General features: G+C 38.4%; 39 protein-coding genes and 3 pseudogenes. 31 read left to right on the top strand and 11 right to left on the bottom strand.

Going from position 1 to position 26,997, the window contains the following annotated elements; translation table 11 throughout:
- The first annotated feature begins 62 nt into the window (after positions 1-62).
- The 10 genes from QM956_RS05515 to QM956_RS05475 all read left to right on the top strand — a co-directional run bounded on the left by QM956_RS05515 (position 63) and on the right by QM956_RS05475 (position 4,754).
- Entirely contained in the window at positions 63-332 is a 270-nt protein-coding gene (locus QM956_RS05515) for a hypothetical protein (RefSeq protein WP_023947507.1), read from the top strand.
- A 97-nt stretch (positions 333-429) separates the two neighbouring features.
- Positions 430-1,095, top strand: a complete 666-nt coding sequence (locus QM956_RS05510; protein ID WP_237447281.1) for a hypothetical protein — start codon at positions 430-432, stop codon at positions 1,093-1,095.
- Between the two features lie 3 nt (positions 1,096-1,098).
- Positions 1,099-1,305 (top strand): hypothetical protein, encoded by a 207-nt coding sequence (locus QM956_RS05505; protein ID WP_045606889.1) that lies wholly within the window; start codon positions 1,099-1,101, stop codon positions 1,303-1,305.
- Between the two features lie 48 nt (positions 1,306-1,353).
- Complete coding sequence (locus tag QM956_RS05500; protein ID WP_237447282.1) at positions 1,354-1,854, top strand: terminase small subunit; 501 nt, start codon at positions 1,354-1,356, stop codon at positions 1,852-1,854.
- An 87-nt stretch (positions 1,855-1,941) separates the two neighbouring features.
- Positions 1,942-2,361 (top strand): DUF1492 domain-containing protein, encoded by a 420-nt coding sequence (locus QM956_RS05495; protein ID WP_237447283.1) that lies wholly within the window; start codon positions 1,942-1,944, stop codon positions 2,359-2,361.
- Positions 2,361-2,753 carry an ArpU family phage packaging/lysis transcriptional regulator gene (locus QM956_RS05490; RefSeq protein WP_237447284.1) on the top strand — a complete coding sequence of 131 codons (393 nt, stop codon included), beginning with the start codon at positions 2,361-2,363 and terminating at the stop codon, positions 2,751-2,753. Before QM956_RS05495 ends, QM956_RS05490 begins: the two co-directional genes overlap by 1 nt.
- Before the next feature lie 330 nt (positions 2,754-3,083).
- Complete coding sequence (locus QM956_RS10550; protein ID WP_419965964.1) at positions 3,084-3,293, top strand: DUF7720 family protein; 210 nt, start codon at positions 3,084-3,086, stop codon at positions 3,291-3,293.
- A gap of 170 nt (positions 3,294-3,463) precedes the next feature.
- Positions 3,464-4,000: a hypothetical protein gene (locus tag QM956_RS05485; protein ID WP_237447285.1), complete on the top strand. Its 537-nt coding sequence runs from the start codon at positions 3,464-3,466 to the stop codon at positions 3,998-4,000.
- Between the two features lie 20 nt (positions 4,001-4,020).
- Positions 4,021-4,317, top strand: a complete 297-nt coding sequence (locus QM956_RS05480; protein ID WP_102211477.1) for a hypothetical protein — start codon at positions 4,021-4,023, stop codon at positions 4,315-4,317.
- Positions 4,314-4,754 (top strand): hypothetical protein, encoded by a 441-nt coding sequence (locus tag QM956_RS05475; protein ID WP_237447286.1) that lies wholly within the window; start codon positions 4,314-4,316, stop codon positions 4,752-4,754. The genes QM956_RS05480 and QM956_RS05475 overlap by 4 nt, the downstream gene beginning before the upstream one ends.
- Positions 4,755-5,110: 356 nt before the next feature.
- On the opposite strand, the pseudogene QM956_RS05470 reads toward QM956_RS05475, so the two are convergent.
- From QM956_RS05470 to QM956_RS05455, 4 genes and pseudogenes are all read right to left on the bottom strand, one after another.
- Positions 5,111-5,368 (bottom strand): annotated as a pseudogene (locus QM956_RS05470) (tyrosine-type recombinase/integrase); the annotation flags it as partial.
- A gap of 491 nt (positions 5,369-5,859) precedes the next feature.
- On the bottom strand, positions 5,860-6,072 hold the full coding sequence (locus QM956_RS05465) for a hypothetical protein (RefSeq protein WP_000423297.1): 213 nt from the start codon (positions 6,070-6,072) through the stop codon (positions 5,860-5,862).
- A gap of 30 nt (positions 6,073-6,102) precedes the next feature.
- Positions 6,103-6,312, bottom strand: a complete 210-nt coding sequence (locus QM956_RS05460; RefSeq protein ID WP_001044017.1) for a CPCC family cysteine-rich protein — start codon at positions 6,310-6,312, stop codon at positions 6,103-6,105.
- A 214-nt stretch (positions 6,313-6,526) separates the two neighbouring features.
- Positions 6,527-6,712 (bottom strand): annotated as a pseudogene (locus tag QM956_RS05455) (CPCC family cysteine-rich protein); the annotation flags it as partial.
- Between the two features lie 392 nt (positions 6,713-7,104).
- Between QM956_RS05455 and QM956_RS05450 the strand changes: the two are divergent.
- The 7 genes from QM956_RS05450 to QM956_RS05420 all read left to right on the top strand — a co-directional run bounded on the left by QM956_RS05450 (position 7,105) and on the right by QM956_RS05420 (position 11,575).
- On the top strand, positions 7,105-7,293 hold the full coding sequence (locus QM956_RS05450; RefSeq protein WP_000973402.1) for a hypothetical protein: 189 nt from the start codon (positions 7,105-7,107) through the stop codon (positions 7,291-7,293).
- Between the two features lie 10 nt (positions 7,294-7,303).
- The gene (locus QM956_RS05445) at positions 7,304-7,585 is read left to right on the top strand and encodes a hypothetical protein (RefSeq protein WP_261023356.1); all 282 of its coding nucleotides are present in this window, start codon (positions 7,304-7,306) and stop codon (positions 7,583-7,585) included.
- Positions 7,578-7,847, top strand: a complete 270-nt coding sequence (locus QM956_RS05440) for a hypothetical protein (RefSeq protein WP_020900513.1) — start codon at positions 7,578-7,580, stop codon at positions 7,845-7,847. The genes QM956_RS05445 and QM956_RS05440 overlap by 8 nt, the downstream gene beginning before the upstream one ends.
- A 44-nt stretch (positions 7,848-7,891) precedes the next feature.
- Positions 7,892-8,134 carry a hypothetical protein gene (locus tag QM956_RS05435; RefSeq protein ID WP_261023353.1) on the top strand — a complete coding sequence of 81 codons (243 nt, stop codon included), beginning with the start codon at positions 7,892-7,894 and terminating at the stop codon, positions 8,132-8,134.
- A gap of 38 nt (positions 8,135-8,172) precedes the next feature.
- Entirely contained in the window at positions 8,173-8,343 is a 171-nt protein-coding gene (locus QM956_RS05430; protein WP_261023352.1) for a 16S rRNA processing protein RimM, read from the top strand.
- 1,156 nt (positions 8,344-9,499) lie between these two features.
- A complete protein-coding gene (locus QM956_RS05425) occupies positions 9,500-10,306 on the top strand; it encodes a hypothetical protein (protein WP_049492676.1) in 807 nt (268 codons plus the stop codon).
- 21 nt (positions 10,307-10,327) lie between these two features.
- Positions 10,328-11,575 carry a toxic anion resistance protein gene (locus tag QM956_RS05420; protein ID WP_049492672.1) on the top strand — a complete coding sequence of 416 codons (1,248 nt, stop codon included), beginning with the start codon at positions 10,328-10,330 and terminating at the stop codon, positions 11,573-11,575.
- A 37-nt stretch (positions 11,576-11,612) separates the two neighbouring features.
- On the opposite strand, the gene QM956_RS05415 is transcribed toward QM956_RS05420, so the two are convergent.
- From QM956_RS05415 to rpmF, 3 genes are all read right to left on the bottom strand, one after another.
- Positions 11,613-12,134 (bottom strand): HXXEE domain-containing protein, encoded by a 522-nt coding sequence (locus QM956_RS05415; RefSeq protein WP_004269670.1) that lies wholly within the window; start codon positions 12,132-12,134, stop codon positions 11,613-11,615.
- Between the two features lie 78 nt (positions 12,135-12,212).
- Positions 12,213-12,362, bottom strand: a complete 150-nt coding sequence (gene rpmG / locus QM956_RS05410) for a 50S ribosomal protein L33 (RefSeq protein WP_001265622.1) — start codon at positions 12,360-12,362, stop codon at positions 12,213-12,215.
- Between the two features lie 15 nt (positions 12,363-12,377).
- A complete protein-coding gene (gene rpmF / locus QM956_RS05405) occupies positions 12,378-12,560 on the bottom strand; it encodes a 50S ribosomal protein L32 (protein ID WP_000290417.1) in 183 nt (60 codons plus the stop codon).
- 229 nt (positions 12,561-12,789) lie between these two features.
- On the opposite strand from rpmF, the gene ilvD reads away from it, so the two are divergent.
- Complete coding sequence (gene ilvD / locus QM956_RS05400; RefSeq protein WP_000137346.1) at positions 12,790-14,493, top strand: dihydroxy-acid dehydratase; 1,704 nt, start codon at positions 12,790-12,792, stop codon at positions 14,491-14,493.
- A 60-nt stretch (positions 14,494-14,553) separates the two neighbouring features.
- Here ilvD and QM956_RS05395 read toward each other — a convergent pair whose 3' ends face one another.
- The gene (locus QM956_RS05395) at positions 14,554-14,895 is read right to left on the bottom strand and encodes a metal-sulfur cluster assembly factor (RefSeq protein WP_001204052.1); all 342 of its coding nucleotides are present in this window, start codon (positions 14,893-14,895) and stop codon (positions 14,554-14,556) included.
- A 123-nt stretch (positions 14,896-15,018) separates the two neighbouring features.
- On the opposite strand from QM956_RS05395, the gene QM956_RS05390 reads away from it, so the two are divergent.
- From QM956_RS05390 to QM956_RS05330, 13 genes and pseudogenes are all read left to right on the top strand, one after another.
- Entirely contained in the window at positions 15,019-15,870 is an 852-nt protein-coding gene (locus tag QM956_RS05390) for an Rgg/GadR/MutR family transcriptional regulator (RefSeq protein ID WP_414302305.1), read from the top strand.
- A gap of 197 nt (positions 15,871-16,067) precedes the next feature.
- A complete protein-coding gene (locus QM956_RS05385; protein ID WP_247953552.1) occupies positions 16,068-17,315 on the top strand; it encodes an MFS transporter in 1,248 nt (415 codons plus the stop codon).
- Between the two features lie 228 nt (positions 17,316-17,543).
- On the top strand, positions 17,544-18,833 hold the full coding sequence (hisS, locus tag QM956_RS05380) for a histidine--tRNA ligase (RefSeq protein ID WP_414302304.1): 1,290 nt from the start codon (positions 17,544-17,546) through the stop codon (positions 18,831-18,833).
- Positions 18,834-18,929: 96 nt separating this feature from the next.
- A complete protein-coding gene (locus QM956_RS05375) occupies positions 18,930-19,397 on the top strand; it encodes a hypothetical protein (RefSeq protein ID WP_414302342.1) in 468 nt (155 codons plus the stop codon).
- Positions 19,398-19,406: 9 nt separating this feature from the next.
- The gene (locus QM956_RS05370; protein WP_001176233.1) at positions 19,407-19,613 is read left to right on the top strand and encodes a helix-turn-helix transcriptional regulator; all 207 of its coding nucleotides are present in this window, start codon (positions 19,407-19,409) and stop codon (positions 19,611-19,613) included.
- A complete protein-coding gene (locus QM956_RS05365) occupies positions 19,613-19,801 on the top strand; it encodes a hypothetical protein (RefSeq protein ID WP_045606587.1) in 189 nt (62 codons plus the stop codon). Before QM956_RS05370 ends, QM956_RS05365 begins: the two co-directional genes overlap by 1 nt.
- The gene (locus QM956_RS05360) at positions 19,788-19,985 is read left to right on the top strand and encodes a hypothetical protein (protein WP_192855654.1); all 198 of its coding nucleotides are present in this window, start codon (positions 19,788-19,790) and stop codon (positions 19,983-19,985) included. Before QM956_RS05365 ends, QM956_RS05360 begins: the two co-directional genes overlap by 14 nt.
- Before the next feature lie 2 nt (positions 19,986-19,987).
- Positions 19,988-20,339: pseudogene (locus tag QM956_RS05355) on the top strand (PspC domain-containing protein).
- Positions 20,340-20,357: 18 nt separating this feature from the next.
- The gene (locus tag QM956_RS05350; protein ID WP_414302303.1) at positions 20,358-21,101 is read left to right on the top strand and encodes a DUF3169 family protein; all 744 of its coding nucleotides are present in this window, start codon (positions 20,358-20,360) and stop codon (positions 21,099-21,101) included.
- Between the two features lie 9 nt (positions 21,102-21,110).
- A complete protein-coding gene (locus tag QM956_RS05345) occupies positions 21,111-21,752 on the top strand; it encodes a CPBP family intramembrane glutamic endopeptidase (protein ID WP_414302302.1) in 642 nt (213 codons plus the stop codon).
- A 17-nt stretch (positions 21,753-21,769) separates the two neighbouring features.
- A complete protein-coding gene (locus tag QM956_RS05340) occupies positions 21,770-22,000 on the top strand; it encodes a hypothetical protein (RefSeq protein ID WP_000832184.1) in 231 nt (76 codons plus the stop codon).
- Between the two features lie 154 nt (positions 22,001-22,154).
- The gene (gene aspS / locus QM956_RS05335) at positions 22,155-23,918 is read left to right on the top strand and encodes an aspartate--tRNA ligase (RefSeq protein ID WP_078238539.1); all 1,764 of its coding nucleotides are present in this window, start codon (positions 22,155-22,157) and stop codon (positions 23,916-23,918) included.
- A complete protein-coding gene (locus QM956_RS05330; RefSeq protein WP_414302301.1) occupies positions 23,896-24,837 on the top strand; it encodes a YitT family protein in 942 nt (313 codons plus the stop codon). The genes aspS and QM956_RS05330 overlap by 23 nt, the downstream gene beginning before the upstream one ends.
- An 89-nt stretch (positions 24,838-24,926) precedes the next feature.
- On the opposite strand, the gene QM956_RS05325 is transcribed toward QM956_RS05330, so the two are convergent.
- Genes QM956_RS05325 through QM956_RS05315 form a run of 3 tightly spaced genes read right to left on the bottom strand, consistent with a single transcriptional unit; the run spans position 24,927 to position 26,854 of the window.
- On the bottom strand, positions 24,927-25,448 hold the full coding sequence (locus QM956_RS05325) for an ATP-binding protein (protein ID WP_125454818.1): 522 nt from the start codon (positions 25,446-25,448) through the stop codon (positions 24,927-24,929).
- A gap of 1 nt (position 25,449) precedes the next feature.
- The gene (locus tag QM956_RS05320) at positions 25,450-25,833 is read right to left on the bottom strand and encodes an ASCH domain-containing protein (RefSeq protein WP_125454819.1); all 384 of its coding nucleotides are present in this window, start codon (positions 25,831-25,833) and stop codon (positions 25,450-25,452) included.
- Positions 25,811-26,854, bottom strand: coding sequence for a GNAT family N-acetyltransferase (locus QM956_RS05315; protein ID WP_125454820.1), 1,044 nt, complete (start codon positions 26,852-26,854; stop codon positions 25,811-25,813). Before QM956_RS05315 ends, QM956_RS05320 begins: the two co-directional genes overlap by 23 nt.
- Positions 26,855-26,997: the final 143 nt, after the last annotated feature.

The following is a 26,997-nucleotide window of genomic DNA, read 5'->3' as shown; positions in this document are numbered from 1 at the left end:
CGACCCCCTTGCGATGGTGTAACTACTAGTGACACCCTTAAAACAGAAAGAGGAAAAACAACATGACATTAAAAGCATTTTCAGAAACAGCACCAAAACATACATTTACTTATGAATTTGGAGACCTAGAAGACGCACAAATAGCAGGACTAGCTTTATTTGGATATATGAGAGGTACTTATCTAGTGCCAGCTATTAAACTAAGATATAAGGAAAACGGAACGCTTATCGCTGAGTATTTGGAGGATAACAATCTAGATATCAACTTTAAACGCATTTGTGAAGTTTTCAAGAATAGCGAAAATCCAATAGATGAAGAAGTTGAGGAATAGAGTGGAGAGGATATAAGCAGATGAACTACAATAGAGACCCCGTGACTGGATCTAGCACTCTAAAACTTAATAAAACAACAGAAAAGGAAAGAATAAGATGGCAGACACACAAAACACAAACAACATTGAACAAGCGCAAAAGCGCCAAGAACTAGCCCAAAAAATGGATAAAGCACTAGATAAAATCACTAAGGAAGTAAACGCATTGATCACACAGAATGAAAATGCGATTGCTGAGGCTGAACGAGAAAAAACACAGTTGCTTCAAGATCAAGCGAACGCCCAACGTGAACATGATGAAGCGGTTGATGAAGTAGACAAAGACAAGCTACGCAATGCCAAGGATAACTTATGGATTGCTGAAAGTAAATTAAAAAAGAATGCTAAAAAGCTGGAAGACTTGCACAATGAAACACTTATGAGTCTTGAAGATTTTAAGACAAAAATCGATGAACTAGATTCAACGGTTGACAAAAAGCATAAGGCGCTTTATGATAAAGCCGTGGATTTGCTACGAGAGATTGACCAGATCGATGACGAATTTAGAGCAGATTCAGATAAACTTCAAGCCCTTTACCATGCTATGGTTTACAAAGTTGGAAAAGGTAAGAGAGAGTTTACTTTCAGCACAGGGGGATCTATTATTTCGCCAGCCGATGGAAGGGTTAGATACGAACCAGTCTATCCAGTTGAACCATTCTTAAGAGAAGTTTATGTGCGAGCCTTCGGAAATACTTACAATGATGTGAAAGGGCATTTTTAAAAGATGAAGAGACAAATCAGACACAAAATTGAACCAGTACCAACGATTGTGGAACTCTTCAAATTAATGGAAGAACACCAGCAAGCACATCCAGAGTATGAGCGTTATAATTTTAAATACATTGAAGATGGTGATGCTATTGGTGCAATCATTGACTACAACGTAGAAGAATCAGTATTAAAAGCTGAGAAAGAGCAAGATAACGCTTAAGACAAGGGGAGGTTTTCCCCTTTTTGTCGCTTAAGGAGGTGAACTAATGTGACAGATAAGTTAACGCAAAGACAAGAAAAATTTGTCCAAGGACTAGTGGCTGGACTATCTCAAAGAAAAGCATATAAAGAGGCATACAACGCCCAAAAGATGGCTGATAGTACGATAGATTCAAGGGCTAGTAAGTTGCTGAAAGAGTATAAGGTTAATACAAGGTACAGAGAGTTATTAAAAGAGTTTTCAAACCGTGCTTTGTGGTCAAGAGAACAGGCTTTTAATGAATATGAATGGCTAAAAAATAAAGCTAAATCTGAAATTATTGAAAGTGGACTGAAGCCTAGCAATTTCAATGCCTTTCTTTCTGCTTTGCATGGGATGAATAATAGCGCTTTTCGTGATTTGGAGTTGTTGGACGAGAAATTGCGAGCAGAAATAAGTGTGATTAAGAATAAAATCCATCAAGAAACTCCAGTTAAGGATGATGGATTTATAGAGGCTATGGCCGCAATGACTGAATTCGTCTGGAAAGACGAGAACCCAAAAGAATAGCCTTAGAATACGAAAAAAAGCCAGCACAGGGCTGACTCCTTTGTGATATATCCTATAAAAATATTATATCATAGAGGAGGCCGAGGCATGACACCAGAGCAGGTAAAAGAAAAACTAGAGGGCGTTAAGTGGATAAGCAAGGAAATCAAAGGCTTATATTTGGAATTGGAAGCCCTGGAAGGTGGTATTATCGAAAAGCCAACACTAAGCCATAGCAGAGTACAAACAAGCAGGGGAAATACAGCAGAGAATAACCTTATAAGTGTTCTAAAACTAAAAGAGGATACGCTTCAGAGGATTGAGCGACTTACTGAGGAGAGAATGGAAATATCTAGGCTGATTGATAAGCTGGCCAATCCGCTTGAGCGTTCTGTTCTAAGATTTTTTTACTTGAATAATCTTGTAGCTTCGGAGGTAGCTGAAGAAATAGGAAAATCTACCACCTCAGTATATCGAGTAAAGCAGGAAGCTATAGAACACTTGAGCAAGGTGGAAGGAGCGAACTAATGGAGCTGGATAACTTTAAAACGATGATGAACGTTAGAGAGCGGATGGCTTACTTTCTACGTTTCCAGAGGATGGCAGGGAGTGAAAACCAAGTTAGGATAGATGAAGAGACTTGGAAACTTGTCTTACCTGATCAGTGGAATTTGAGCGGTGAGCATGAAAAAGCAATCCGTGAGGGGTTGGAAATATTCGCCCACGACATTAACAGCATAGAGAACAAGCGAGCCAGAAAATACTTTATTATCCATTATTGCTATATGAGAAAGAAAACAATGAGCGAATGCGTAGAAATGGCAGGTACTAGCTCCACTAGTTATCACCGATACAAACAGATAGCTGTTTTAAACTTTGCGAGAATCCACCAGAACGGAGAGTTAGAAGTGTATAAGTAGGCTAAGGCTTCATATTCACCCCCTATTTTGCTTTGTTTCGCACTAGATAACTAAAATCACCACGGATAAACTAAAAGCCCTTAGAAACGAATCTGGGGGCTTTTGTGGTTGAAAAGGACTAGAAAAGGTGTATAATATAGATAAAGAATAGAAGTAGAGAAATATCGGGAACTACGCACCCTTGGGGTATCTGAAAAGCGGGGAATTCCCGTCCCGCCTATTCCAGCACCTAGAGAAATCTAAGTGCTTTTTCTTTTCCTTTTGCGAATAATAAAGTAGAAGAAGAAAAATGAGTATTTTAAATATTGAACTTAAGCATTGAAGTAACTAATGCTAGGTTTTGAACATTGGGGAGAAGTGTCTTATAGTGTATCGATACTAAAGAATGAATACAAGGTTAGGTTATTACTCTTATTAGATTTCAAGGTAGAAGCTAAAGAGTTGCTAGATTACCTGGTATCGACTTGGAAGTATCGTGATCTAGTACTTCATTCGGTACAAATGCATGAAATGGAGAAAAATAGTATGAAATTTATTTAATGATTAAACCCTTTAAGAATTTTAGTGAATCAAAAGCTAAACTTTTTAAATAGAAATATATTAACAATCAAGTAAATGAGACGGATTATTTTGTGCTAAAAATAATAATCATCACAACATATAGTACTTGACATATATGATATAATAGTGATAGGAGTATTACAGTTTGGTTGGGAGATGAAGTGAATGTGCTAGCTTTTCATGGTACAGGTTTGAGTAATTATGAAAGTATTATAAAAACAGAAAAATTTTCTTTTGATAAAAGAGATGATCATTGGCTAGGGAATGGAGTGTATTTCTTTGTTGATGATTTTGAACGGGCAAAAAGATGGGCGGAGGGGAATCGTCCTGACAAAGATACTGAACCAGTAGTTATTGAAACCGAATTTGAATTTGAACAAGGTGAGCTTTTAGACTTAGACAAAAGCGATGGTTTAAAAAAATTAGATGAGTTCGCTAGAGATTTCATAACAGAATTGAAAAGGAAACGTGTTTTAATTAGTAATATTGATGAGCATACGTTCCATTGTAAGCTATTGGATGCATTTGTTTTTAGAAATAAAAAATACAAAGCAGTTTGTAGAACAATGAAGTCAACAGGAAATCCCATAATAGGGGCTTCTAGGTTTGTTCCTCTTGCTAAACAGTTAAATATTGTCGACACTAATATAATAAATATTTGTGAGTTAAAGTTACATAGTGTGTAACTAAAAAGTGAGGTGATACTATGTTTGAGAATGAAGAAGATTTATTTGAATTATTGGATTTTTTGCAACTTGATTATGAAATAGACTCGCCAACTCCTGGAATAAGAAGCAAAACAAGCGAATTTATACCCTATGATAATTTAAAATTGCCGTCAGAATATTTTGAGGAACTATCATATCAGACGTATAGTATAAATTTAATTTCAAAAGTTGGAAACGAAAATAAAACAGTTACAAAATATCATCCGACTTTGAGAGCAGAAAAAATCAACAAAGAGATTTGCTCGTCAAATTTTAGAATGGAGTTTGCAGCATGAGTACTTATGGTAGTGACTTACAATTAAGGGGAGTGAGAGTTGAAAGACTTATCTATCATATAAATAACGAATTTGAAGATTTGGACAATATTGAAAATGTTGATATTTCTATAATTCCGACTCCAAAAATTAGTAGAGAGAATAAAGGTTGTGGATTGTTAGAACTTGAAGTTACTTTGTTTGATGAAGATTATCTAGAGAAAAAAAATCCACTGTATTTAAAAATTAAACTTGTTGGTATTTTTGAAGATACTCAAAATACTCCTGAAGAAGAGGATGTCTTTGTTAAGTATCTTCCTAATGCGATAAGCATGTTGTATTCTTATGCAAGAGCTCATATTGCTTCATTGACAGGGATGTTCGGTATTGATGTTATTCAAATTCCAACAGTAAATATCTTAAAATTGTTAGATGATGTTAAACACGAAAAGGACTAGCACTGAAAAACAATGCTAGCCCTTTTTTCTAAAAATTTGAAAACTCTATATTAGTTTCCTATTTACATAGACAAAAAAGCACGTTTGACCGTGCTAGTTTCTTGCCTGCTGAACTCATCATTTTAAGTCCTTTTTTGTTACCCTTTATGTTTTCTCAACTTATTTGAATTTAATAGTTTTGGAGAAAATCAAGTTAGATTTATAGCAAGCTTATGCCTGTTTTTTTGTACCTAATCACTGCAAGATAACAAAATGCTTTAATTTTAAGATATATCTTACAGAAAGCCCACAACAGTGGGCTTTTTGCTTTGTCTTAAAATGTTGATTTCTGGGTTTGTCATCATTTTTGTCATCACTTATAACGAACTCACAGCTTTCTCATAAAATGAGACGGTTGTTTTTTCTTTTTCTTTGGAGAGATGACTGTAAGTGTCCATAGTCATAGCTAGTGTAGAATGACCTAGACGGTGTTGCAATTCTTTATACGGTATTCCAGAGTTTAGCAAAAGACTAGCGTGTGTGTGTCTAAAACCGTGGAAACCAATATTAGGTACACCAGCATGTTTGAAACGTGTGTTTAAACGAGTGGCTAGTGTTTTATTGTTTGGGTATTGAGGGAATCAGAGAAGTTTAAACGTCTGTCATTTTAAATTTGATGTTTATAAAATGATTAGCAGATAAGAAAAGGAACAACTTGCCTTAGTTGCTTTCAGAATGACAAGGAGATAAGAGAGATAAAACGCTTCTTAATTGCTTATTTAGTGGTATGAGAGTAGTCTTGAAGTAAGAGTGAACCAAGAGAAAATAAAAAAGCACCTAGAATAATCTAAGCGCTCAAGAGTAGTGGACGGTGTGCCTGTCCCGTCATCTCAAACTATGAAGTTGCGTAGCGACACTATCATTTCTACCTCACTTCTCTTTAAACTAATTATACTATAAGGAATACCAGTGTGACCACTAACCAAGTAGAAAAGAAACTAAAAAGCATTAAAAATTTTGATAAAGCAATTCAGAGACTAGACTTAGACTTGAAGATAAGTGATTGTATGATGTAGGACGTAAGATATTCGCAAGACGATTTATAGATAGATTAAAGCTATTTCAGTTATATGAGGTACTGGTTGATTTTATCAGTAATTTCAATTTCCTTGATTTCATTTTTAAAGAGCTTAATCCATCTGGTTCCAGAATTAACGGATAATCCATCAAGTTCTTCATCATAGACATCTTTGTCTTCGTAAAGAGCTACACCTTTAAATATTTGGCCGTCAATATCGGTGATTCTGACAACCTTGTTATTAAATTTTCTAAGTTCCATCAGTCTCTCCTTTCGTGGTACTATAGTCTGTTATATTATTGGAATTCCCTTAACATACGCTTCTTTAGCCTCCGCAAGTGTCATTTTATTAGGACCACCATCTATATTAGTTTCTCCTGTATTTTGCCATTGACAAACATCACAGATATCATATACTGCTGTAACAGTACCACATACTGGACAATGGACATATTCGCTACCGTTAATAATGATTAAATTCTCTTTTCCAGTCTTATTCATTTAAGGTTACTCCCAACACTATACAAATATATTAGCTATTTCAATACACTACTTTTTCAATATCATTGATTGTAATTGTAATGCTATCCCAGTCTTTCGGGGAATCTCCTATGTCAGCAATAAAAGTATCTTCACTTAACTTTTCGACAATTGTCGCCGTTTGACCGTTTTTTAACAACACTGTATCAAATTCTCGAATTTTTACGATTTTTCTCCTTGCGTAAGCTTCTTTGGCTTCAGCTAGAGTCATTTTATTCGGACCACCGTCTATATTTATAATACCTGTATTTTGCCAACGACAGACGTCACAGATATCATAGTCCATAACTTCAGTTCCGCAAACAGGGCAATGTAGCCATAAATATCCATCAATTTCCCAAGTCTTTTTTGATCTATCCATATAAATCCCTCCTCCATAAACTCGCCAAACCAGTCTTTCGGTGAACCGTCAATATTAACCCACTTTTTCATCATTATACTGCAAATAGAAGGGGATTGCTAATAATTGAGTGTGTATTCCAGATGTAGTATGATAGTATTATTAGGTAATAAAAAAAGCACGTTTGACCGTGCTAGTTTCTTGCCGGCTGAACTCAAGCACAGCCTGTGATTAGCTGCCTAGTTTGCTCTTTGATTTTCATTGAGTATAAGAAATCAAATCATGAGAATTAAAGAGACAGCAAAGGATACTTACCATTTTCTAAAAAGCTATCGTAATGGTCTCTTGTTGATTGAATATTAGAATAGGAAAGTTTATAATGAAGTTAAAGTAAAGGAGGTTTCGTTCTAGATATGATGATACCACCAAGCAAAGAGCTGTTGATTTTTTATAATCAAATTCATGAGTGGGTTGACCAAGTTTATCCAGACCAGGATAAACCTACTGTATCATTTAAGAAAGACACTCCACAATCTATTTTAGATTTATTTGATAGTATTAAATCTAAAATAGGTTTTGATTGCCAAGAACATAAGTATTAAAATAATAATTATGGATAAGTTAAACACGAAAAATAAGATAATTGATGTTTATAAAATAGCGCATCGTCTTGTTTCTATTACTGTTGAGAATCCTGATTTTTCAGATTTGAAAATCAATCATTTTGTGAGAATTGGAGAAAAAGAGTATAGGGTACGTAGTGTCCCTATGATTCATTCAACTCCACCTAAATCGATTTTAGAAATAGATACATTTGCGATTGACTACACTGAGGACGACTTGATGAATAAAGAGGCGGTATTTACGCATAGGGAAGTATCTAAAGATGATTAAAATTTCAATCAGTTTGTTGCTAGATGCGATTGAAGATAACATCAACGACGAAGAACTTCAATCTATCGATTTCGAGAGTCATATTAGAAAAATTACAAAAGAATTCCAGGGAGAAAATGGTGAATTCTTAGTAAAAGAAGAAGCGTTTGAAACACTCCCTTTGGACAGAGATAAAAAGGATAAAATCATTGAGCAAATAAAACAGAATAGTCAAAATGTTTTCGAAGACGATTTCGATACCTTGTTGCAATTATATTTTTGAGAGTCAAGAATAATTCCAGTACCTTATTTTACAATAAATAAAAAATGATAAAGATTGATAAACAAATTATTACGATGTACAAAATAGAAGATGGAACCTCTAAGAGGCAGTATTCTATTGTGAGTGGAGGTTGTAGAGGTATTGCAACTGTCGATAAAACTACTTTGGAATATAGCTATGTTGGAGATGATTTAGGGCAATTTACTTCATTTGTCAAAGATACTTTGACTAAAAGTATTAAGTTAGGAAAAGAATTGCCAGATAAGTTTTCGTATGGCTTTGGATAAGTTATGGAATATCTTATATAGGAGAATCAAGATATATTATGGCGATATTTGATGATTTACAAGCATTGTATGACAATGGTTGGGACGCTTCTTTTGATTATAATGGTCAAGTATGTGGTATTTTTCCTAATTCTGTTTATGACATTGTAGTCGTACTTGGAGATAATGAATATAAAGTGGTATCTTTTGATGAGTTAATTTCTTTATAGATTAACGGGAAAACTTTGCTGGAAATCATGAGTGAGGTGGAAGTGCAATATGGTTGAAGGACACTAGAGAAAAAGATAGACAATAAATTCAGATGCACAGATTGAAAGTTGAGAAAAAAGTGCTATAATGAAGATATGAAGGATAGAGGTTGAGAATCTGTCACCAACGCGCCACTTATAAGTGGGTCGAGAAATGCAGGAGCCCCGACAGTCCTGCCTATCCTTGCAAGTCAATCAGCCCTTAGCTATGAATCTAGGGGCTTTTTGCTTTGTCTTAAAATGTTGATTTCTGGGTTCGTTTAGAGATTTGTTAGTAAGGTTATTTGTGTATCTAAGTCTATCTATTCCAAGAATGACGCGATGTTGATGATATAAATCTGATATACTATAATATTTTAGATCTCCCGCTTTAAGGAAGGGAGGTGTTATATATGCTAGAATTATTTTCCCTTTTTCTAGCTCCGTTACTTGTTAACGTACTATCTGAGCTTTTCAAGCTATGGATAAAGAGACGTAGCAAGTAACATCTAACCCTTTTAGAGGGTAGCAAAAAACCCTATCGGTGGCACGGTGGGGTTTTTTAGTTATATATGCTAGAAGCATTATTTTCCCTTTATGCTTTCATTCTAACACAACCCCTCCGATATTTCAAGCTTTTGTTGTTTTTTGTTATTTATAAGCGATATTGATGATATAAATCTGGTATGGTATAATATTTTGGCCCCCTCACTTTAAGGAAGGGAGGTGTTACATATGTTAGAAACTTTACTCACAGTGTTTCTAGCTCCGTTACTTATTAACGTGTTATCTGAGCTTTTCAAGTTATGGCTTAAGAAACGTAAAAAGTAATGGTTAACCCTTTAAGAGGGTAGCAAAAAACCCCATCGATGGCACGGTGGGGCTTTTTTAGTTACATATGCTGTAACTTTACTCACATTGTAAGTTCATTCTAACACAACTCCCCCGATATTTCAAGCTTTTGTTTTGATATTCCTCAGAGTGTGTTTGTGGTTTGAGTCCGCTTCACTGAAATTAGCCCACGCGCTACTAGCCTCCATTCTACAGCAAAGAAATCAACTCTTTTCTAGGGGATTTCCGCCCTCATTTTGCTCTTTTGTGCTAAAATAGACTTATAAATTGAAAATAAGGAATGTTTATGAAATCGGGTAATGGTTTTTGGAAAGGCTGTCTCTATTTTTGGGGCTTCTTGTTCTTACTGGGCCTTTTGGTTCAATATGCTCTTCCGCTCGCGGCTTGTGTCCTGCTAGGCTATGGTGGTTATCGTCTCTATAAACGTTTGCGCTATCCTCTTTTACAGGATCGTTCGCTCGATGATCGGATTGAGCTTTTAAAAGCTCGGATTCGTCAGGCGGACAAGGATATTCAGCAATTAGAGGGAACTTTAGTAGAAAAAGGCTCAGAGTCCTATAAGAGTCTGGCTAATCAAGTATTAATCGAACTGAGGGAAATCCATCAGGAGGCGGATCGTCTCAAGTCCTATATCGATGATGATGTTTACAACCGTATTGACAAAAAGGTTCGTACAGTAAGGGCAAACATCGATGTTCAGCTAGAACGTTTGGATAGGGAAAGTCAGGTAGATCTTGAGAATGCGGAGCCAGAGGAATTAGCTCCAGAATTGTCCCAGACCTTGGCCAATATTGCCATTGACCATCAGGCCATTTTAGACAAGATTGCCACCTCTGCCGAGGGGGATAAGGAAGAATTGACGGCCATTCATAGTTTGAAGATGGAGAAATTCAAAACGATTTTAGAAGGCTATTTAAAGATTAAGGCCAATCCGAAGAACTATAATCGAGCAGAAGAACGTTTGCAACAAGCTAAAGCAGCTATCGAACAATTTGACCTTGAGTTGGACCAAGTCCTGAGAGAACTCAATGAAACAGATATGCGTGATTTTGATATCAGTCTGCGTATCCTAGAAAAAGATCGTAAAGAATAGGTTAGAAACAAAGGAGTAACCATGACAGAATTTAATTTTGATATTGACCAGATTGCTAATAATACAGTAGCTAAGGTGGATAAAACAACCCAAATCATCGAGACAAATACTGGCTCAGACAAGACCTTGACCTTCCTTGAAAAGTTGAGCCCTGAGCAGCAAGAAGGAATCAAGGCGCACGTGCCCCAGTTGGTAGACCAGTTTGTCACCAATCAAAATGCTCTTTTGGATTTTGGACAATCTGCTGTAGAAGGTGTGAACAATACAGTCAATCGTATCTTGTCAGAACAAAAGAAACTGCAGATTCCCCAAGTGGATGACTTACTCAAGAATACCAACCGTGAGTTGCAAGGCTTTGTAGTCAAATACAAGAACGCTGAAATTGCTGAGTTAGAAGAGAAGCCAAACTTTTTGCAACGATTGTTTAACAAGAGTAAGAATACCTTACAAGAATTTTACTTTGACTCAAAAACAGTAGAGCAAAAGCTGGATGGCATGGCTGCCGCAGTGGTCAAGCAAGAAGATGTCTTAGCTCGAAATATCGTTTCAGCTGAGATGCTGATTGAGGACAATACCAAATCCATTGAAAATCTAGTGGGAGTGATTTCTTTTATCGAAGCCAGCCAGACAGAAGCTGGTAATCGCGCTGCCGAACTGAAAGCTCAAGCTGACCAACTCGATACAAGTACGGTAGAATACCAAACCAAATCACAAGAATTGGCCCGCATGGCTGAAGTGGTCAATACCCTTGAACAACAACATACTGAGTATGTCAGCCGTCTCTATGTTGCCTGGGCAACAACACCTCAGATGCGCAATCTTGTGAAGGTGTCATCTGATATGCGCCAAAAATTGGGCATGCTTCGTCGCAATACGATTCCTACAATGAAGCTTTCTATTGCTCAACTGGGTATTTTGCAACAATCAATGAAATCAGGTGTCGTGGCAGATGCCATTGTCAATGCCAATAATGCTGCCCTTCAGATGCTAGCTGAGACCAGCAAGGAAGTGATTCCGCAGATGGAGAGAATTGCCCAAAGCCCGACAGTAGCTGTTGAGTCTGTTACCAAACTGGCTGAAAGTCTGGTTGCACAAAACCAAGGTATCGTCGCAGCTATTGAATTGGGTCGTCAGAAACGTGCCCAACTAGAAACAACCATCGTCAAGTCCGCAGAAATGATCAACGATTCTGTCAAACTACGCGATGAGAAAATCGTCCAAGCCCTTCTAAACCAAGGAAAGGCCGCTCAGAAAGAAGTACAAGAATAATACACAAGTCCCCTGTAATGTAGATTTGCAGGGGATTTTATTTGTTTTTGTGGACAAGCCAGGCGGAATACTTTTTCCCAAGCCAGAGAGCAAAGAGGAGATTGATGACGACGATGCCTGAACCGACTAGTGAAAATAGGAAAAATTCGCTAGTCGAAACTCGCCACAAATGTACAATGTCTGTAATCAAATAAGCACTGATAGGAAAACAAAGGATAGAAGTGATCAGAGCAGGTATATACTTGCGAAGAAGAATTGATTGTCCAATATGGAGAAAGAGATGAAGTGCAAAGGCTACAAATCCCCCCAACCAAACTAATTCGAGCGCTCTAGATTGACTAAAATACGCTAATAAAGTGATGGATAAGACAATGATAAACTCCTCAAAAACAGCAAGGGCAAATCCCTCTGTTGTAATTCCTTTGTGAATCTTGAGAATAGCTGGAGCCTTTTGAGCCAGCAAGGTTTCGTTGAGATGAATCCAAGGGACAAGACCGATAATTTCTTCCATATCGTGAAAGATAAAAAGTAGAGGGAACATCCAAAGATAAAACGCCATAAATCTCTCCTGAAAAGCTATAGATTGCTAACTAATAAAGCAAAAAACGCCCAGTAAGGCGTTTTGAGTTAGGTATGCTTATTTAACTTCTGTAAACACAACGTGTTTGCGAAGTTTTGGTGAGTATTTCTTCAATTGAAGACGGTCTGGAGTGTTACGTTTGTTTTTAGAAGTAAGGTACAAGCGTTCACCAGATTCTTTGTGTTCAAGTGTAATATTTACGCGCATGGTATCTCCCTTCTATTATTCAGCTGATGCAGCTTTAGCGATCTTACGTCCTTTGTAGTATCCTTTAAGTGATACACGGTGAGAACGTGAGTAATCTCCAGTAGTTTCGTCAAAGTTTACAGATGGAGCTGTTACTTTGTAGTGTGTACGACGTTTGTTTTTCTTCGCTTTTGAAGTGCGACGTGCAGGTACTGCCATTTTGATTTCTCCTTTAGGTATTTATATTCGATTCAATCTACTGATTTTCATCAACCATACTAGGATAACACATTTTTTTTGTAAAGTAAAGTTACTTGACAAAAAAAATGAAAAAATTAAAAGGTCATCAACCGAATTAATCGAAATTTTCTGAAAATTCAAGAATTTTCTTCTGTTCATTGCTTTTAAAATGTGCTATAATAGTAAAAACTGAAATGGGAGGGAACAAATGACTGAATTAGATAAACGTCATCGCAGTAGCATTTATGACAGTATGGTAAAATCGCCAAACCGTGCTATGCTTCGTGCGACTGGTATGACAGATAAGGATTTTGAAACACCGATTGTTGGGGTTATTTCGACTTGGGCGGAAAATACACCATGTAACATCCACTTGCATGATTTTGGGAAATTAGCCAAAGAAGGTGTCAAATCGGCAGGTGCTTGGCCTGTGCAGTTTGGGACTATCACTGTAGCGGATGGGATTGCCATGGGAACGCCTGGTATGCGTTTCTCTTTGACATCTCGTGATATCATTGCAGACTCAATCGAGGCGGCTATGGGAGGCCACAACGTGGATGCCTTCGTCGCTATCGGTGGCTGTGACAAGAACATGCCTGGTTCTATGATTGCCATTGCTAATATGGATATCCCAGCTATTTTCGCCTATGGTGGAACGATTGCACCGGGAAATCTTGATGGCAAAGACATTGACTTGGTTTCTGTTTTTGAGGGTATCGGAAAATGGAATCACGGTGATATGACGGCTGAGGACGTGAAACGTCTTGAATGTAATGCCTGCCCTGGCCCTGGTGGCTGTGGTGGTATGTATACTGCTAATACCATGGCGACAGCTATCGAAGTTCTCGGTATGAGTTTGCCAGGCTCTTCATCTCATCCAGCTGAATCAGCTGATAAGAAAGAAGACATCGAAGCAGCAGGACGTGCTGTTGTTAAGATGTTGGAACTTGGTCTCAAACCATCAGATATCTTGACTCGTGAAGCCTTTGAAGATGCTATCACTGTAACTATGGCTCTCGGTGGTTCTACAAATGCCACTCTTCACCTGCTTGCCATTGCCCATGCTGCCAATGTTGACTTGTCACTTGAGGACTTCAATACGATTCAAGAACGTGTGCCTCACTTGGCTGACTTGAAACCATCTGGTCAGTATGTCTTCCAAGACCTCTACGAAGTCGGTGGTGTTCCTGCGGTTATGAGATATCTCTTGGCAAATGGTTTCCTTCATGGAGACCGTATCACATGTACTGGTAAGACTGTTGCTGAGAATTTAGCTGACTTTGCAGACCTCACACCAGGTCAAAAAGTCATCATGCCACTTGAAAATCCAAAACGTGCAGATGGTCCGCTTATCATCTTGAACGGGAACCTTGCACCAGACGGTGCGGTTGCTAAAGTATCAGGTGTTAAAGTGCGTCGTCACGTTGGACCAGCTAAAGTATTTGACTCAGAAGAAGATGCTATTCAGGCCGTTCTGACAGATGAAATCGTTGATGGCGATGTAGTTGTTGTTCGTTTCGTTGGACCTAAAGGTGGTCCTGGTATGCCTGAGATGCTGTCACTTTCATCAATGATCGTTGGTAAAGGTCAAGGAGACAAGGTTGCCCTCTTGACAGACGGCCGTTTCTCTGGTGGTACTTATGGTCTGGTTGTTGGACATATCGCTCCTGAAGCTCAGGATGGTGGACCGATTGCCTACCTCCGTACAGGTGATATCGTTACGGTTGACCAAGATACCAAAGAAATTTCCATGGCCGTATCCGAAGAAGAACTTGAAAAACGCAAGGCAGAAACAACCTTGCCACCACTTTACAGTCGTGGTGTCCTCGGTAAATACGCCCATATCGTATCATCTGCTTCACGAGGAGCCGTGACAGACTTCTGGAATATGGACAAGTCAGGTAAAAAATAAACTCAAAAAGCAAGCCAACTTCGGCTTGCTTATTTTTATCTTCAAAAGTAATTTGCCTGCTTAACGGGGTGGCAGTCCAAGGGCAATACGGCCGTAGCGACTGATTCGTGTGATCTTCCAAGCGGGTGACCAGGTAACTTCAACCTTGACATCTTCAATCCCCTCTATTTGTTTCAGACCTGCGACGATTTCGATAGGCAAACTTTCGGCACAATCGCAGGCAGTATCGGTGAAGGTCATGACAATCTTGCAGAGACCCGTTTCATCCAGATTGATTTCATAAATCAAGCCTAGATTGTAAACATCCAATTCCACATCTGTATCAAAAACCTTCTCTAGTTTTTCGATAATTTGGTCTTGCAAGGCCAAAGCACGGTCATTGATTTTGATATCGTCTCTCATTACAGTCCCTCCACGTAATAAATATCATCTATTTTCTCATAATTCTGACAATTTGGCAAGTTTTTGATGAATTTTCTGAAAAATATGATAAAATGAAGAAAATACGGAATCAAGGGGAAGTCTATGGAGCAGATTGGAAAAGTCTTTAGACAATTACGGGAGTCAAGAAATATCTCGTTGAGACAGGCGACTGGGGGACAATTTTCTCCGTCTATGTTGTCCCGATTTGAAACAGGTCAGAGTGAGCTTTCGGTGGAAAAGTTTCTATTTGCCCTAAAAAATATATCTGCCAGTGTGGAGGAAATTCTCTTTCTGGCAAGAGGTTTTCAGTATGATACTGATTCTGAGTTGAGAAAAGAAATTACAGATGTCTTGGACCTAAAGAATATGGCACCTCTTGAGGACTTATATCGCAAGGAGTATCAAAAGCATGCCCATTCTCAAAACAAACAGAAACATATTCTAAATGCCATTCTTATCAAGTCTTATATGAAGAGTATGGATGAAACGGTAGAGTTAACGGCAGAGGAAGGTAAAGTCCTTCATGACTACTTGTTTTCTACTGAGATTTGGGGAATCTATGAACTCAATTTATTCTCGGTCAGTTCTCCGTTCTTATCTGTTTCCCTTTTTACTAGATATGTACGAGAAATGGTCCGAAAATCTGATTTTCTAATGGAAATGTCTGGTAATCGAAACCTGTTTCACACTATGCTATTGAATGGTTTTTTAGCTAGCATTGAGTGTGAAGAATTTACTAATGCCTCTTATTTTAAACGTGTCATCAAAGAGCATTTCTACAAGGAAAATGAGACCTATTTCCGAATTGTCTATTTGTGGGCGGAAGGTCTCCTTGATAGCAAGCAAGGCAGAGTCAAGGAAGGTCAGAAAAAGATGGAGGATGCTGTCCGTATTTTTGAGATGTTAGGCTGCAACAAATCGGCAGATTACTATAGAAATACGACCGATTGTTGAATATCTGCAAACTAAGAAAATAATTTAAAATTTGAAGCGATAGAACTCTTACCCTCTCTCAGGTTATCAAAGAAGTTCTATCGTTTTTTTGCTTATTTTGTGTGTTGCATATATTCAAAAGTTTTCCCTTTCAATTTCTAAGTGATATACTATAGTCATACTTCATATAGGGATTATCACAAGAAGGGAGATTACCTATGAAACTATTGTTCAGAAATCAAGCTTATCGTCTTTTGACTTTGTCACGCTTCTTCAATGCCTTTGGTGCTTCGATTTTTAATCTGGTATTTATCGTCTATGCATCGACCCTACCACAAGCCTCTTTTGCGGTTGCTATGGCGAATATTGTCATGATTCTTCCGACCCTCTTTACAGTTTTTGTAGGGATTCGGGCAGATTACACAAGGGACAAGGTCAAATGGATGGTCTATAGCGGTTTGTTTCAGGCGGTTTTATTTTTTCTGGCAGCCCTGGTTGTTCAGCAAGCTAGTCTCTTTGCTTTTTCTATCCTGTGTTTAATCAATGTCATTAGTGATGTCATCAGTGATTTTGCTGGTGGTTTGCGAATGCCTCTCGTTAAGGAAAAAGTGGCTGAAGAGGATCTGATGGAAGCTTATTCTTTTTCCCAGTTCATCACCTATATTTCAGCTATTGGTGGTCAAGCTTTTGGAGTCTGGCTCTTAGGTCTATCAGTCAACAATTTTTCCCTCGTTGCGGGAATCAATGCTTGCTTTTTCCTCGTATCAGCCGTGATCCTCTTTTTAGGAAAAAGCAAATTGAGCCTGTCAATGTCATCTGCTGATGGTGAAATTCTAAAAAATGAGAAGCTTTCTATTAAAGAGCAGTTCCTAACAATTTACCGAAATTTACGCCTCGTTTTTCTTAAAAGTGGACAGAAAAACTTTGGTTTCATGATCTTTGCTGTCTTGCTTATCAATGCCTTGGGTGGCGCTCTAGGAAGCGTTTATAACATCTTCTTTTTGAGCCATTCTCTCTTGAATTTTTCTTACACAGAGGCACTATTTATCGAGCAAGTCTGTGTTTTATTAGCAATTATCATCAGTAGCCTTACGGGAAATGATTATTTTGGGAAGCAGTCCTTGCCTAGATTGATGATGTGGGTGACATTAGGAGTCAGTCTAGTTGGTCTGGCTAACTTATTCAATCAAGTCGTGCTTGGTTTGCTATTTCTCTGTTCAACTCTGTATGTTTCTGGTAAAGTTCCACCAAAGATTAATGCCATGCTCCTGAAAAATCTAGCTCCAGAGGTTCTAGCTCGTACCAGTAATTTTTTGGGTTTATTGTTTACCTTATCAGTACCTCTTGGTACAGCCTGTTTTTCACTTGTAGCTGTATGGAATATACAGTTGACTTGGATGCTATTTGTTGGTCTTTCCTTGTTAGCTATTCTTTTGACAGGTCTTAATCTCAAAAATGATATCTAATACTCTTCGAAAATCTCTTCAAACCACGTCAACGTCGCCTTGCCGTAGTACGGTTACTGACTTCGTCAGTTCTATCCACAACCTCAAAACAGTGTTTTGAGCAACCTGCGGCTAGTTTCCTAGTTTGCTCTTTGATTTTCATTGAGTATAAATCCTAATTTTTTTCTTACTGTTTTAATCCCTCTATTTATGGTAAAATAAGACTATTAAGTTTAAAGAGGATTCCCTATGAAATTACAAAAACCAAAAGGAACGCAGGATATTTTACCTGCTGAGTCTGCCAAATGGCAGTACGTTGAGGGCTTTGCCCGTGAAATTTTCAAGCGCTATAACTATGCAGAAGTGCGCACGCCTATTTTTGAGCACTACGAGGTTATCAGCCGCTCTGTCGGAGACACAACGGATATCGTAACCAAGGAAATGTACGATTTCTATGACAAGGGTGACCGCCATATTACCCTCCGTCCAGAAGGAACTGCGCCCGTTGTCCGTTCCTATGTGGAAAATAAACTCTTCGCCCCAGAAGTGCAAAAACCAAGCAAGTTCTACTACATGGGCCCTATGTTCCGTTACGAGCGTCCACAGGCAGGGCGTTTGCGCCAGTTCCACCAGATCGGAGTTGAGTGTTTTGGATCTAGCAATCCAGCTACCGATGTGGAAACAATCGCGATGGCAGCCCATTTCTTGAAAGAAATCGGTATCCAAGGTGTCAAATTGCACCTCAACACTCTTGGAAATCCTGAGAGCCGTGCAGCCTACCGTCAAGCCTTGATTGACTATTTGACACCGCTCAAGGAGACCTTGTCTAAGGATAGCCAACGTCGTTTGGAGGAAAATCCTCTTCGTGTCTTGGACTCTAAGGAAAAAGAAGACAAGGTAGCAGTAGAGAATGCGCCTTCTATCTTGGACTTCCTTGATGAAGAAAGTCAAGCTCATTTTGATGCTGTGCGTCAGATGTTGGAAAATCTTGGAGTAGACTATATTATCGATACCAATATGGTGCGTGGTCTTGACTACTACAACCACACCATTTTCGAGTTTATCACTGAGATTGAGGGGAATGACCTGACAGTCTGTGCGGGTGGTCGTTACGATGGTTTGGTTTCTTACTTTGGAGGCCCGGAAACTGCTGGATTTGGTTTTGGACTTGGTGTAGAGCGCCTGCTTCTCATTCTTGAAAAGCAAGGTGTTGCTCTTCCTATCGAAAACGCCCTAGATGTCTATATCGCAGTCTTGGGAGACGGAGCAAATGTAAAAGCCCTAGAACTAGTCCAAGCTCTTCGCCAACAAGGTTTCAAAGCAGAGCGTGATTACCTTAACCGTAAACTCAAAGCTCAGTTCAAGTCAGCTGATGTCTTTGCAGCTAAGACTCTCATCACCCTAGGTGAGAGTGAAGTCGAAAGCGGACAAGTAACGGTCAAGAACAACCAAACCCGAGAAGAAGTGCAAGTGTCACTTGATACTATCAGCCAAAACTTCTCAGAAATCTTTGAAAAACTAGGATTTTATACTCAATGAAAATCAAAGAGCAAACTAGGAAGCTAGCCGCAGGCTGTACTTGAGTACGGCAAGGTGAAGCTGACGTGGTTTGAATTTGATTTTCGAAGAGTATTAATAGTAGATAAACTGGTCAGGAACCTACTCCTGACCTTTTTCTTTTGCAAAATGACAAAAATCATAAACTTTTTGACAAATATGCTTGTCAAAAAGAAAAAGATGTGTTACAATAAATTCAAGTTAAGAAATAGGAACCAGAAAGGAGCTATGATGTGGATACTAGGATTTATACTATTTCTGATTTTCTTTTATTCTAATGATTCTAAAAAAATCAAGAAACTAGAGAATAAAATCAAAAAGCTTGAGCGAAAAGAGAAAGGAAACGCAGAAATGTCGAGATTATTACAAGAAATGATTAGAAAGAAACCAATTATAACAGGAGCGTATATTGGGCCAGATAACTGGGAAGTTGTGGATGTCGATGAGGAATGGGTCAAACTACGTAGTGTTGATAAAAAGGGGAAAGAAAAAGTCAAGTTGCAACGTATTGAGGATATCCAAACCGTTGAATTTGACGGAGAGTAGGTGTGTAACATGCAACTAAAAAATCGTCTAAAAGAGCTTCGGGCTCGCGATGGTCTCAATCAAACCGAACTGGCCAAGTTGGCAGAAGTTTCGAGGCAGACCATTAGCCTATTAGAACGGGACGAATACACCCCGTCAGTTGTGATTGCCTTGAAAATATCTCAGATTTTCAACGAAACAGTCGAATCGGTATTTCGCTTGGAGGAGGATGAGTGATGAACATGTATAGAGTGGTTTATTTTATGAGTGTTCTTGCCCTTATTGTGAATGCCTTTGCTATGATTGGAACATTACTGGGTTGGTTCTATTTTGTTGAAAGTAAGTATTTGTTTTGGATTAACTTAGTCCTCTTGTCCATTTTCAATCGGTTGAAGAAAAAGGAGAAAGATGATGAACAAGTATAAAGTGATTTATTATGTAGTTGCCATAGCTCTATTAGTCAGCGTATTTCTACTGATTGGGATAGACTTAGGCTGGTTTAGTCCCTATCAAAGTAACAAATTTGTTTGGGCCTATTTTGTCCTCATACCAGTAATTGAATGGATTGAAAAGAAATCAAAAAATCTAGCAAGTGAAAAAGGAGAATGAATATGAAAGAGTTTTTAGCAGGTTTTCAAGTAGATACTGAGAACAAAGAACTTGCAGGTGTCTGTGCAGGTTTAGGAAATTATTTTAATATCAAGACTAACGTCATCCGTTTAGTAGCAATTTTGCTGTTTCTTTGGTCAACAGAGTTTGGGATTTTAACAGTCATCCTATATGCTTATCTAGCAGGCTGGCTTGGGAGAGATCCTTTAGGAGAAGGGGGCGAAAAAAGCAAGAAACCAAGCTATTCTCTTGTTTGCTGTTTGTTTGATTTTAGTATCACTGGGAACAGAGGGCTTGACAGCTATTTATGAATCAGGTAAAGCCTTTGGTCAGTGGTTAATTGGATTGGTTTAGTTTAGAAAGAGAATGAATATGAAAAAGAAAAATAAACGTGGATTGTTGTTATTTTTATTGTCTGTTGTCTTGGGAGGTTTCTTGGGCATGTTTGTAGGGATGTTTAAGGCACGTGCCGAATCCCACGAAATTATGTTAGATGTGAAAGTCTTGATACCATGGATATCAGGTATTTGTTTACTGATAGGTTTCATTAGTCTTCTTTTGACTTTCAATTTCCTAAAGAAAAGCAGAAAATTTCACTCCTTGTATCAAGAGGAAATGGATGATGATCTGAATGAAACCTATTATGTGCAGATGTATCGGAATCTCGAGTTTGGAACTATTGCTTTTAATAGTGCAAGCGTAGCGATTTTATTGGCTCTCTTCATTTCAGGAAGTGAAGTAATTGTACTCGATGTAAGCCATATAACCTTATCCCTTTCCTTTTTGGGATTAGTGTTGGTTTTCAATGCTCAAAATTATCTTTTTAAGACTATTGCGATTGTTCGTCAGATTGGTTTGATGTTTTTCTCTACACCAAAGGATATCTTGGAGCATTTCGATTCTTACGATGAGGGGGAGCGCAAGGCTAATTTGGAACAGAGTTTTCGGATTTTATTCCAATTAAATAACTATGTCTTGCCAGGTCTCTACTTTTTGATTGCTCTCTTTTCTTTACTGACAGGAGAGATTCAGTTACTAGCCTTCTTGCTTGTAGGAGCAATCCATATTTATATCAATGTGATGCAGTTACCTATGGTGAAACGTTATTTTAAATAGGAGATATTTATGAAATTACTTAAAAACCTCGGCTGGTTTCTTCTAGCCCTTCTATCCTTTGTGTTTATCTATGGTACCGTTCAGAGTGGGGCTGTAGAAGCTTTGAATCTAGGCGCTTCACCCTATGCTACTACCTTGCTCTATGTGGTCTTGGCTGGAGTATATGTGTACGTCATTTATAAATGGTATCAGAAAGCTCCTGTCCATATTGAGAAGAGTAGTTTTAACCGATTTATTTGGCTCCCTGCCTTGGTTTGGTTCTTATCTCTTGTCGTTCAATTTTTCCTACCAAATGATCCTTCGGTAAATCAGCAAACAGCGACAGACCTGACCTTGGCTCAGCCACTTTTCTCATTCTTTGCTATTAATATTTTTGCTCCTTTGACGGAAGAACTTATCTTTAGAGGGATGTTAGCACGCTATCTCTTTCCTAAGCAGGACAATAGCAAACAAACTCTGCTTTTCCTTCTGGTAACTAGTGTTCTGTTTGCCTTGATTCATTCTCCAGGAACTTTGCAACAGTTTTTAGTTTATGCTAGTCTTGGTTTTAGCTTGGGCTTGGCTTATGTAAGCCGAAAAGGTCTTCTTTACAGTATTTCTCTCCACGCTTTGAATAATTTAGTCGGCTTTTTGATGATTCTCATGCTATAATAGAGTCAGGAGGTCACATGAAACGAGTAATTTTATTAGCAGTGATTCAGGCAGTCGTTCTATTTTTCATCATTGGAGCGCTAGCTTATGCCTTTAAGGGCGATTTCTTCTACAACTATCTAGCAGTTGTCTTTGCCCCTATTGCAGGTGTCTTGCGCTTTGGGACAGCTTATACAACGGAAATTGTCTTGCCTCGAAAGGCAGCCGAAATTGCTGAAAAGCGTAAAGCAGGCAAAAATTCAAAATAAAAGAGTCCGGTGAACTTCATCGGACTCTTTTATTGGCGCTAATTTTTAGGACCTTCACTTGATTTTTGAAACCTAGCAAACTTTTCTGCTGATTTTCATGAAGAGCCTGCGCTTTTATGGTAAAATAGTAACAGAATAAAAGAGGAGAGAAACAATGAAACGTAGTATGTATGCTGGTCGTGTTCGTGAGGAACACATCGGACAAGAAATGACCTTGAAAGGATGGGTTGGTCGTCGTCGTGACCTGGGTGGTTTGATCTTTATCGACCTTCGTGACCGTGAAGGAATCATGCAGTTGGTTATCAACCCTGAAAAAGTATCTGCAGAGGTTATGGCAACAGCTGAAAGCCTTCGTAGCGAATTTGTTATCGAGGTGACTGGACAGGTCGCTGCGCGTGAGCAAGCCAATGATAAGTTGCCAACTGGTGCAGTTGAGTTAAACGTGACAGCTCTGACAGTGCTTAATACAGCTAAGACAACCCCATTTGAGATTAAGGATGGGATTGAGGCCAATGACGATACACGTTTACGTTACCGTTACCTTGACCTTCGTCGTCCAGAAATGTTGGAAAATCTTAAACTTCGTGCTAAGGTGACCCACTCTATCCGCAACTACTTGGATGAGTTGGAGTTTATCGACGTGGAGACACCATTCCTTTCTAAGTCAACGCCTGAAGGGGCGCGTGACTACTTGGTGCCATCTCGTGTTAATAAAGGGCATTTCTATGCTCTTCCTCAAAGTCCACAAATCACGAAACAACTCTTGATGAATGCTGGTTTTGACCGCTACTACCAAATCGTTAAATGTTTCCGTGACGAGGACTTGCGTGGTGACCGCCAGCCTGAGTTCACTCAGGTCGACTTGGAAACGTCTTTCCTTACTGAGCAAGAAATCCAAGATATCACAGAAGGTTTGATTGCGCGCGTCATGAAGGAAACAAAAGGCATTGAAGTCACTCTGCCTTTCCCTCGTATGAAATATGATGACGCTATGGCTCTTTACGGTTCTGACAAGCCAGATACCCGTTTTGACATGTTACTTCAGGACTTGACAGAAGTGGTCAAAGGTGTAGACTTTAAAGTCTTTTCAGAAGCACCTGCTGTAAAAGCAATTGTGGTCAAAGGAGCTGCGGACAACTATTCACGTAAAGACATCGACAAGATGACGGAAGTAGCCAAACAATATGGTGCCAAAGGTCTTGCTTGGGTCAAGGTAGTTGATGGAGAATTAAACGGACCAGTTGCTAAGTTCTTGACTGGCATCCAAGCAGAATTGACAACAGCGCTTGCTCTTGAAGATAAGGACCTCGTTCTCTTTGTGGCGGATACGCTTGAGGTAGCCAATGCAACACTCGGTGCCCTTCGTGGACGTATTGCCAAAGAGCTTGGCTTGATTAATAACGATAAATTCAACTTCCTTTGGGTGGTTGACTGGCCAATGTTTGAATGGTCTGAAGAAGAAGGTCGTTACATGAGCGCCCACCATCCGTTCACCCTTCCACAGGAAGAGACGGCTCACGAATTAGAAGGTGATTTGGCTAAGGTTCGTGCCATTGCTTACGATATCGTCTTGAACGGTTATGAGCTTGGTGGTGGTAGCCTTCGTATCAATCAAAAAGACCTTCAAGAACGCATGTTCAAGGCTCTTGGTTTCTCAGCTGAAGAAGCAAATGACCAGTTTGGCTTCCTTCTTGAAGCCATGGACTATGGTTTCCCACCACATGGTGGTTTGGCTATCGGGCTTGACCGATTTGTTATGTTGCTTGCTGGAGAAGAAAATATCCGTGAAGTCATTGCCTTTCCTAAGAACAACAAGGCAAGTGACCCAATGACACAAGCTCCTTCAACAGTAGCTCTCAAACAACTAGAGGAACTCAGCTTACAAATAGAAGAAGATGAAACAAGCAAAACGAATTAAGCGGTGGCGCTATTATCTGCGCCGCTTTGCTCATCAGATAAAAATTTTACGTGTCTTACAAAGCATCTCTCGGGAAAAATATGATGAGAAGATTTCGGCCTCTCTGGTCTATGGTTTTTTATCAGCAGTAGCGGTCAATTTCTTTTTCCAACCAGGGCATGTGTATTCGAGTGGTGCGACAGGTCTGGCACAGATTATCTCTGCCTTGAGTAATCATTGGTTTGGTTTTCATATCCCGATTTCGCTAACCTTCTACGCCATTAATTTTCCTTTGATGGTCTTGGCTTGGTATCAGATTGGCCATAAGTTCACCGTCTTTACCTTTATCACAGTATCCATGAGTTCCTTCTTTATCCAGTTTGTCCCTGTGGCAACCTTGACGGAGGATCCCATTATCAATGCCCTTTTTGGGGGTGTTGTCATGGGCTTGGGGATTGGTTTTGCTCTTCGAAACAATATCTCCAGTGGGGGAACGGATATCGTCAGCCTGACCATTCGCAAGAAAACAGGGAGGAATGTCGGTAGTATTTCTTTCTTGGTAAATGGGACTATCATGCTGATAGCAGGCTTGACCTTTGGCTGGAAATACGCTCTCTACTCTATGATTACCATCTTTGTCTCTAGCCGTGTGACAGACGCTGTCTTTACCAAGCAAAAACGTATGCAGGCCATGATTGTGACCAATCATCCAGACAAGGTAATTGAGAAAATCCATAAAAAATTGCACCGCGGAGCAACTATGATCCACGATGCAGAAGGAACCTATAATCACGAGAGAAAGGCAGTTTTAATCACTGTCATTACACGTGCAGAGTTTAATGAATTTAAACAGATTATGAAACAGGTGGATCCAAGCGCCTTTGTCTCTGTATCGGAGAACGTCCATATTTTGGGACGGTTCGTTGAAACAGATAATTAAACATGAAAAAACGACAATAGAGAACAGCACCCCATAAGTTAGATTTTTGTTCAACTTATGGGGTGCTATTCATATTTCAAAATCCATCTCTAGACATTTAATAGATTTTTGAGTTCGCCTAATTTTAAATCACTATCATAAATAAAAATGGGGATATTTTTTAAACGAGAGAATTCCAAAGCTTGATTCTCCTCACTTTCTTGAAAAGACTCAATCAATTCTTGCTCCCAGTACTGATTATCCCTTTTCTCTAATCTCTCTCGAATAATTATGGGATTCTCTTTCTTCAATATAATTTTACTGATTTCCAAACCATCAAAAGTAGAAAAAGGCAATTCTACGATTTCCTTCGAATGATTCAAAAGGGAAAAATGTCCATCCAATATCACAACATCATTATCCTTAAATGAATAGTTCGCTAATTCTTCTTTCCACAGTTCTTGATTGTTAGCAATATTTTTTGTAAACTTATCGGATGACTGTATTTTATTTCCTGCTCGACGAATTAAATCGCTTATTGATAAAGCAACAAATCGTACATCCTTTTTCAGATTTTCTAACAAAGTTGTTTTACCAACTCCATGAACGCCCACTAATAAAATATATTTCAAACTAGTATCTCCCTATATAACAAAAAGATTGCGGTGCTGCTTTTATTGTTGAATCAAATTCTGATAATTCAAGATGTTTTTTGTACTCTTTAAACATTTTAATTTGAATAGCAAAGCCACTATCTCTATCTTTAAAGTATTCATAGAAAAATTCCTCAGAAATACCAGATAGATGTTTGGTATCATTCCATAGTTTATCTATATTTTCTTCTAAAATAGTTTCAATTTCAAATTCTCCAACTACTTTACCGTATGGCTTCGTTGCATAAACTACGATTGAAGAAACATCTGGGCGCTTAAAAACCTTTTTCCGATACTCGAACTTTTTCCTCCCTTCTATAATTTCTTCTACAAACTCTGGCTTAATTGATAATAAAGCTTTCATTTATTTCACCCATTCTTAAAATTTTGCAAAATTGATTATCTGTTAAAGCCAAATAACCAAAGTAATCGTCTCTATTCAATCCGACCTGATCAATCAATTCTTTTCTAATAATCCGTTTTTGTAGAGGAGCGTTATATAACATCTTAATAATGTATGGATATCGTTTGTTTTCCCAAAAAGCAGATAATTCTCTTTGCGAAAATATAGAACCTTTCTCACAATATTTAAGAAAATCATTTAATGATTCGAAATCAGATATATCCATAACTTCTACAACCGTACAAATCGAAGTCGCAACTGAAGAATATTCTGCCCGATTATTATCCTTTGTTCGATAAATAGTTACTAAATCTCCTGGCAACATATTCAAAACGGCTCGCATATTACATAAGTAAATTTTTTCACTCGTATTTGTAAATGATAGGTCTTCAACAATGTGCTTACGCTCCGTAGTCAATCTGGAATATGGAAATAATTTTGTATGAAAATCAGGCCAAATTCCAAGTAAATGTTTTTGGGAATTTGATTTCAAATTAATTCTTGGAAAGTCTTGATAACTATCATTAAAGATAGTCAGGTCTTTAAAATAAACTAACTCTCCATTATTCTTTGTTCCCCATTGACGAAAACCAAATTTCTCAAAAAGATTAATTAAACCTGTCTGTCTAGGAAACAAAGTAACATAAGTAAAATCATGACCATCATTCAACATTTTTCTTAAGATAATGCTTAAGAAACGCTGTCCAAGAACAGTGCCATGAGAATCAATTTTAAAGGTTCCAATTTTCAAACGGCGTCGCATATCAAAAGAAGGAATAATACTGTCATCAGCCTCCTTTTCATCTTTAAGATACAAAAAGCCCAGTAATTGATTGTTATCCACTAAAACATAGGCGTCTTCTCCGCCTTTTCTACTAAGCCATGAATTGAATCCGGGATAGTCAGCTCTTAAAGAATTAAAAAAAGGATTCTCAACATCGAGACTATCAATTCTAACCTTTTGAATCACATCGTTTGTCATAATTTGCCTCTCAAAAATTGATATAACTCATTATACCATAACTTCACAATGCCCGTTAAAAAATAATGTTCATAATTAGAGTATTTATATCAATTATCAGCTTGGGAATGATTTTTAGTAGTATAATTTTGTATATGTCTTTC

It is taken from the genome of Streptococcus mitis (genome assembly GCF_047460035.1).
In the GTDB taxonomy this organism is placed as follows: Bacteria; Bacillota; Bacilli; order Lactobacillales; family Streptococcaceae; genus Streptococcus; species Streptococcus mitis_DW.
The sequence above is the reverse complement of the archived record's forward strand: the minus strand, read 5'-3'. Positions and strand labels throughout refer to the sequence as shown.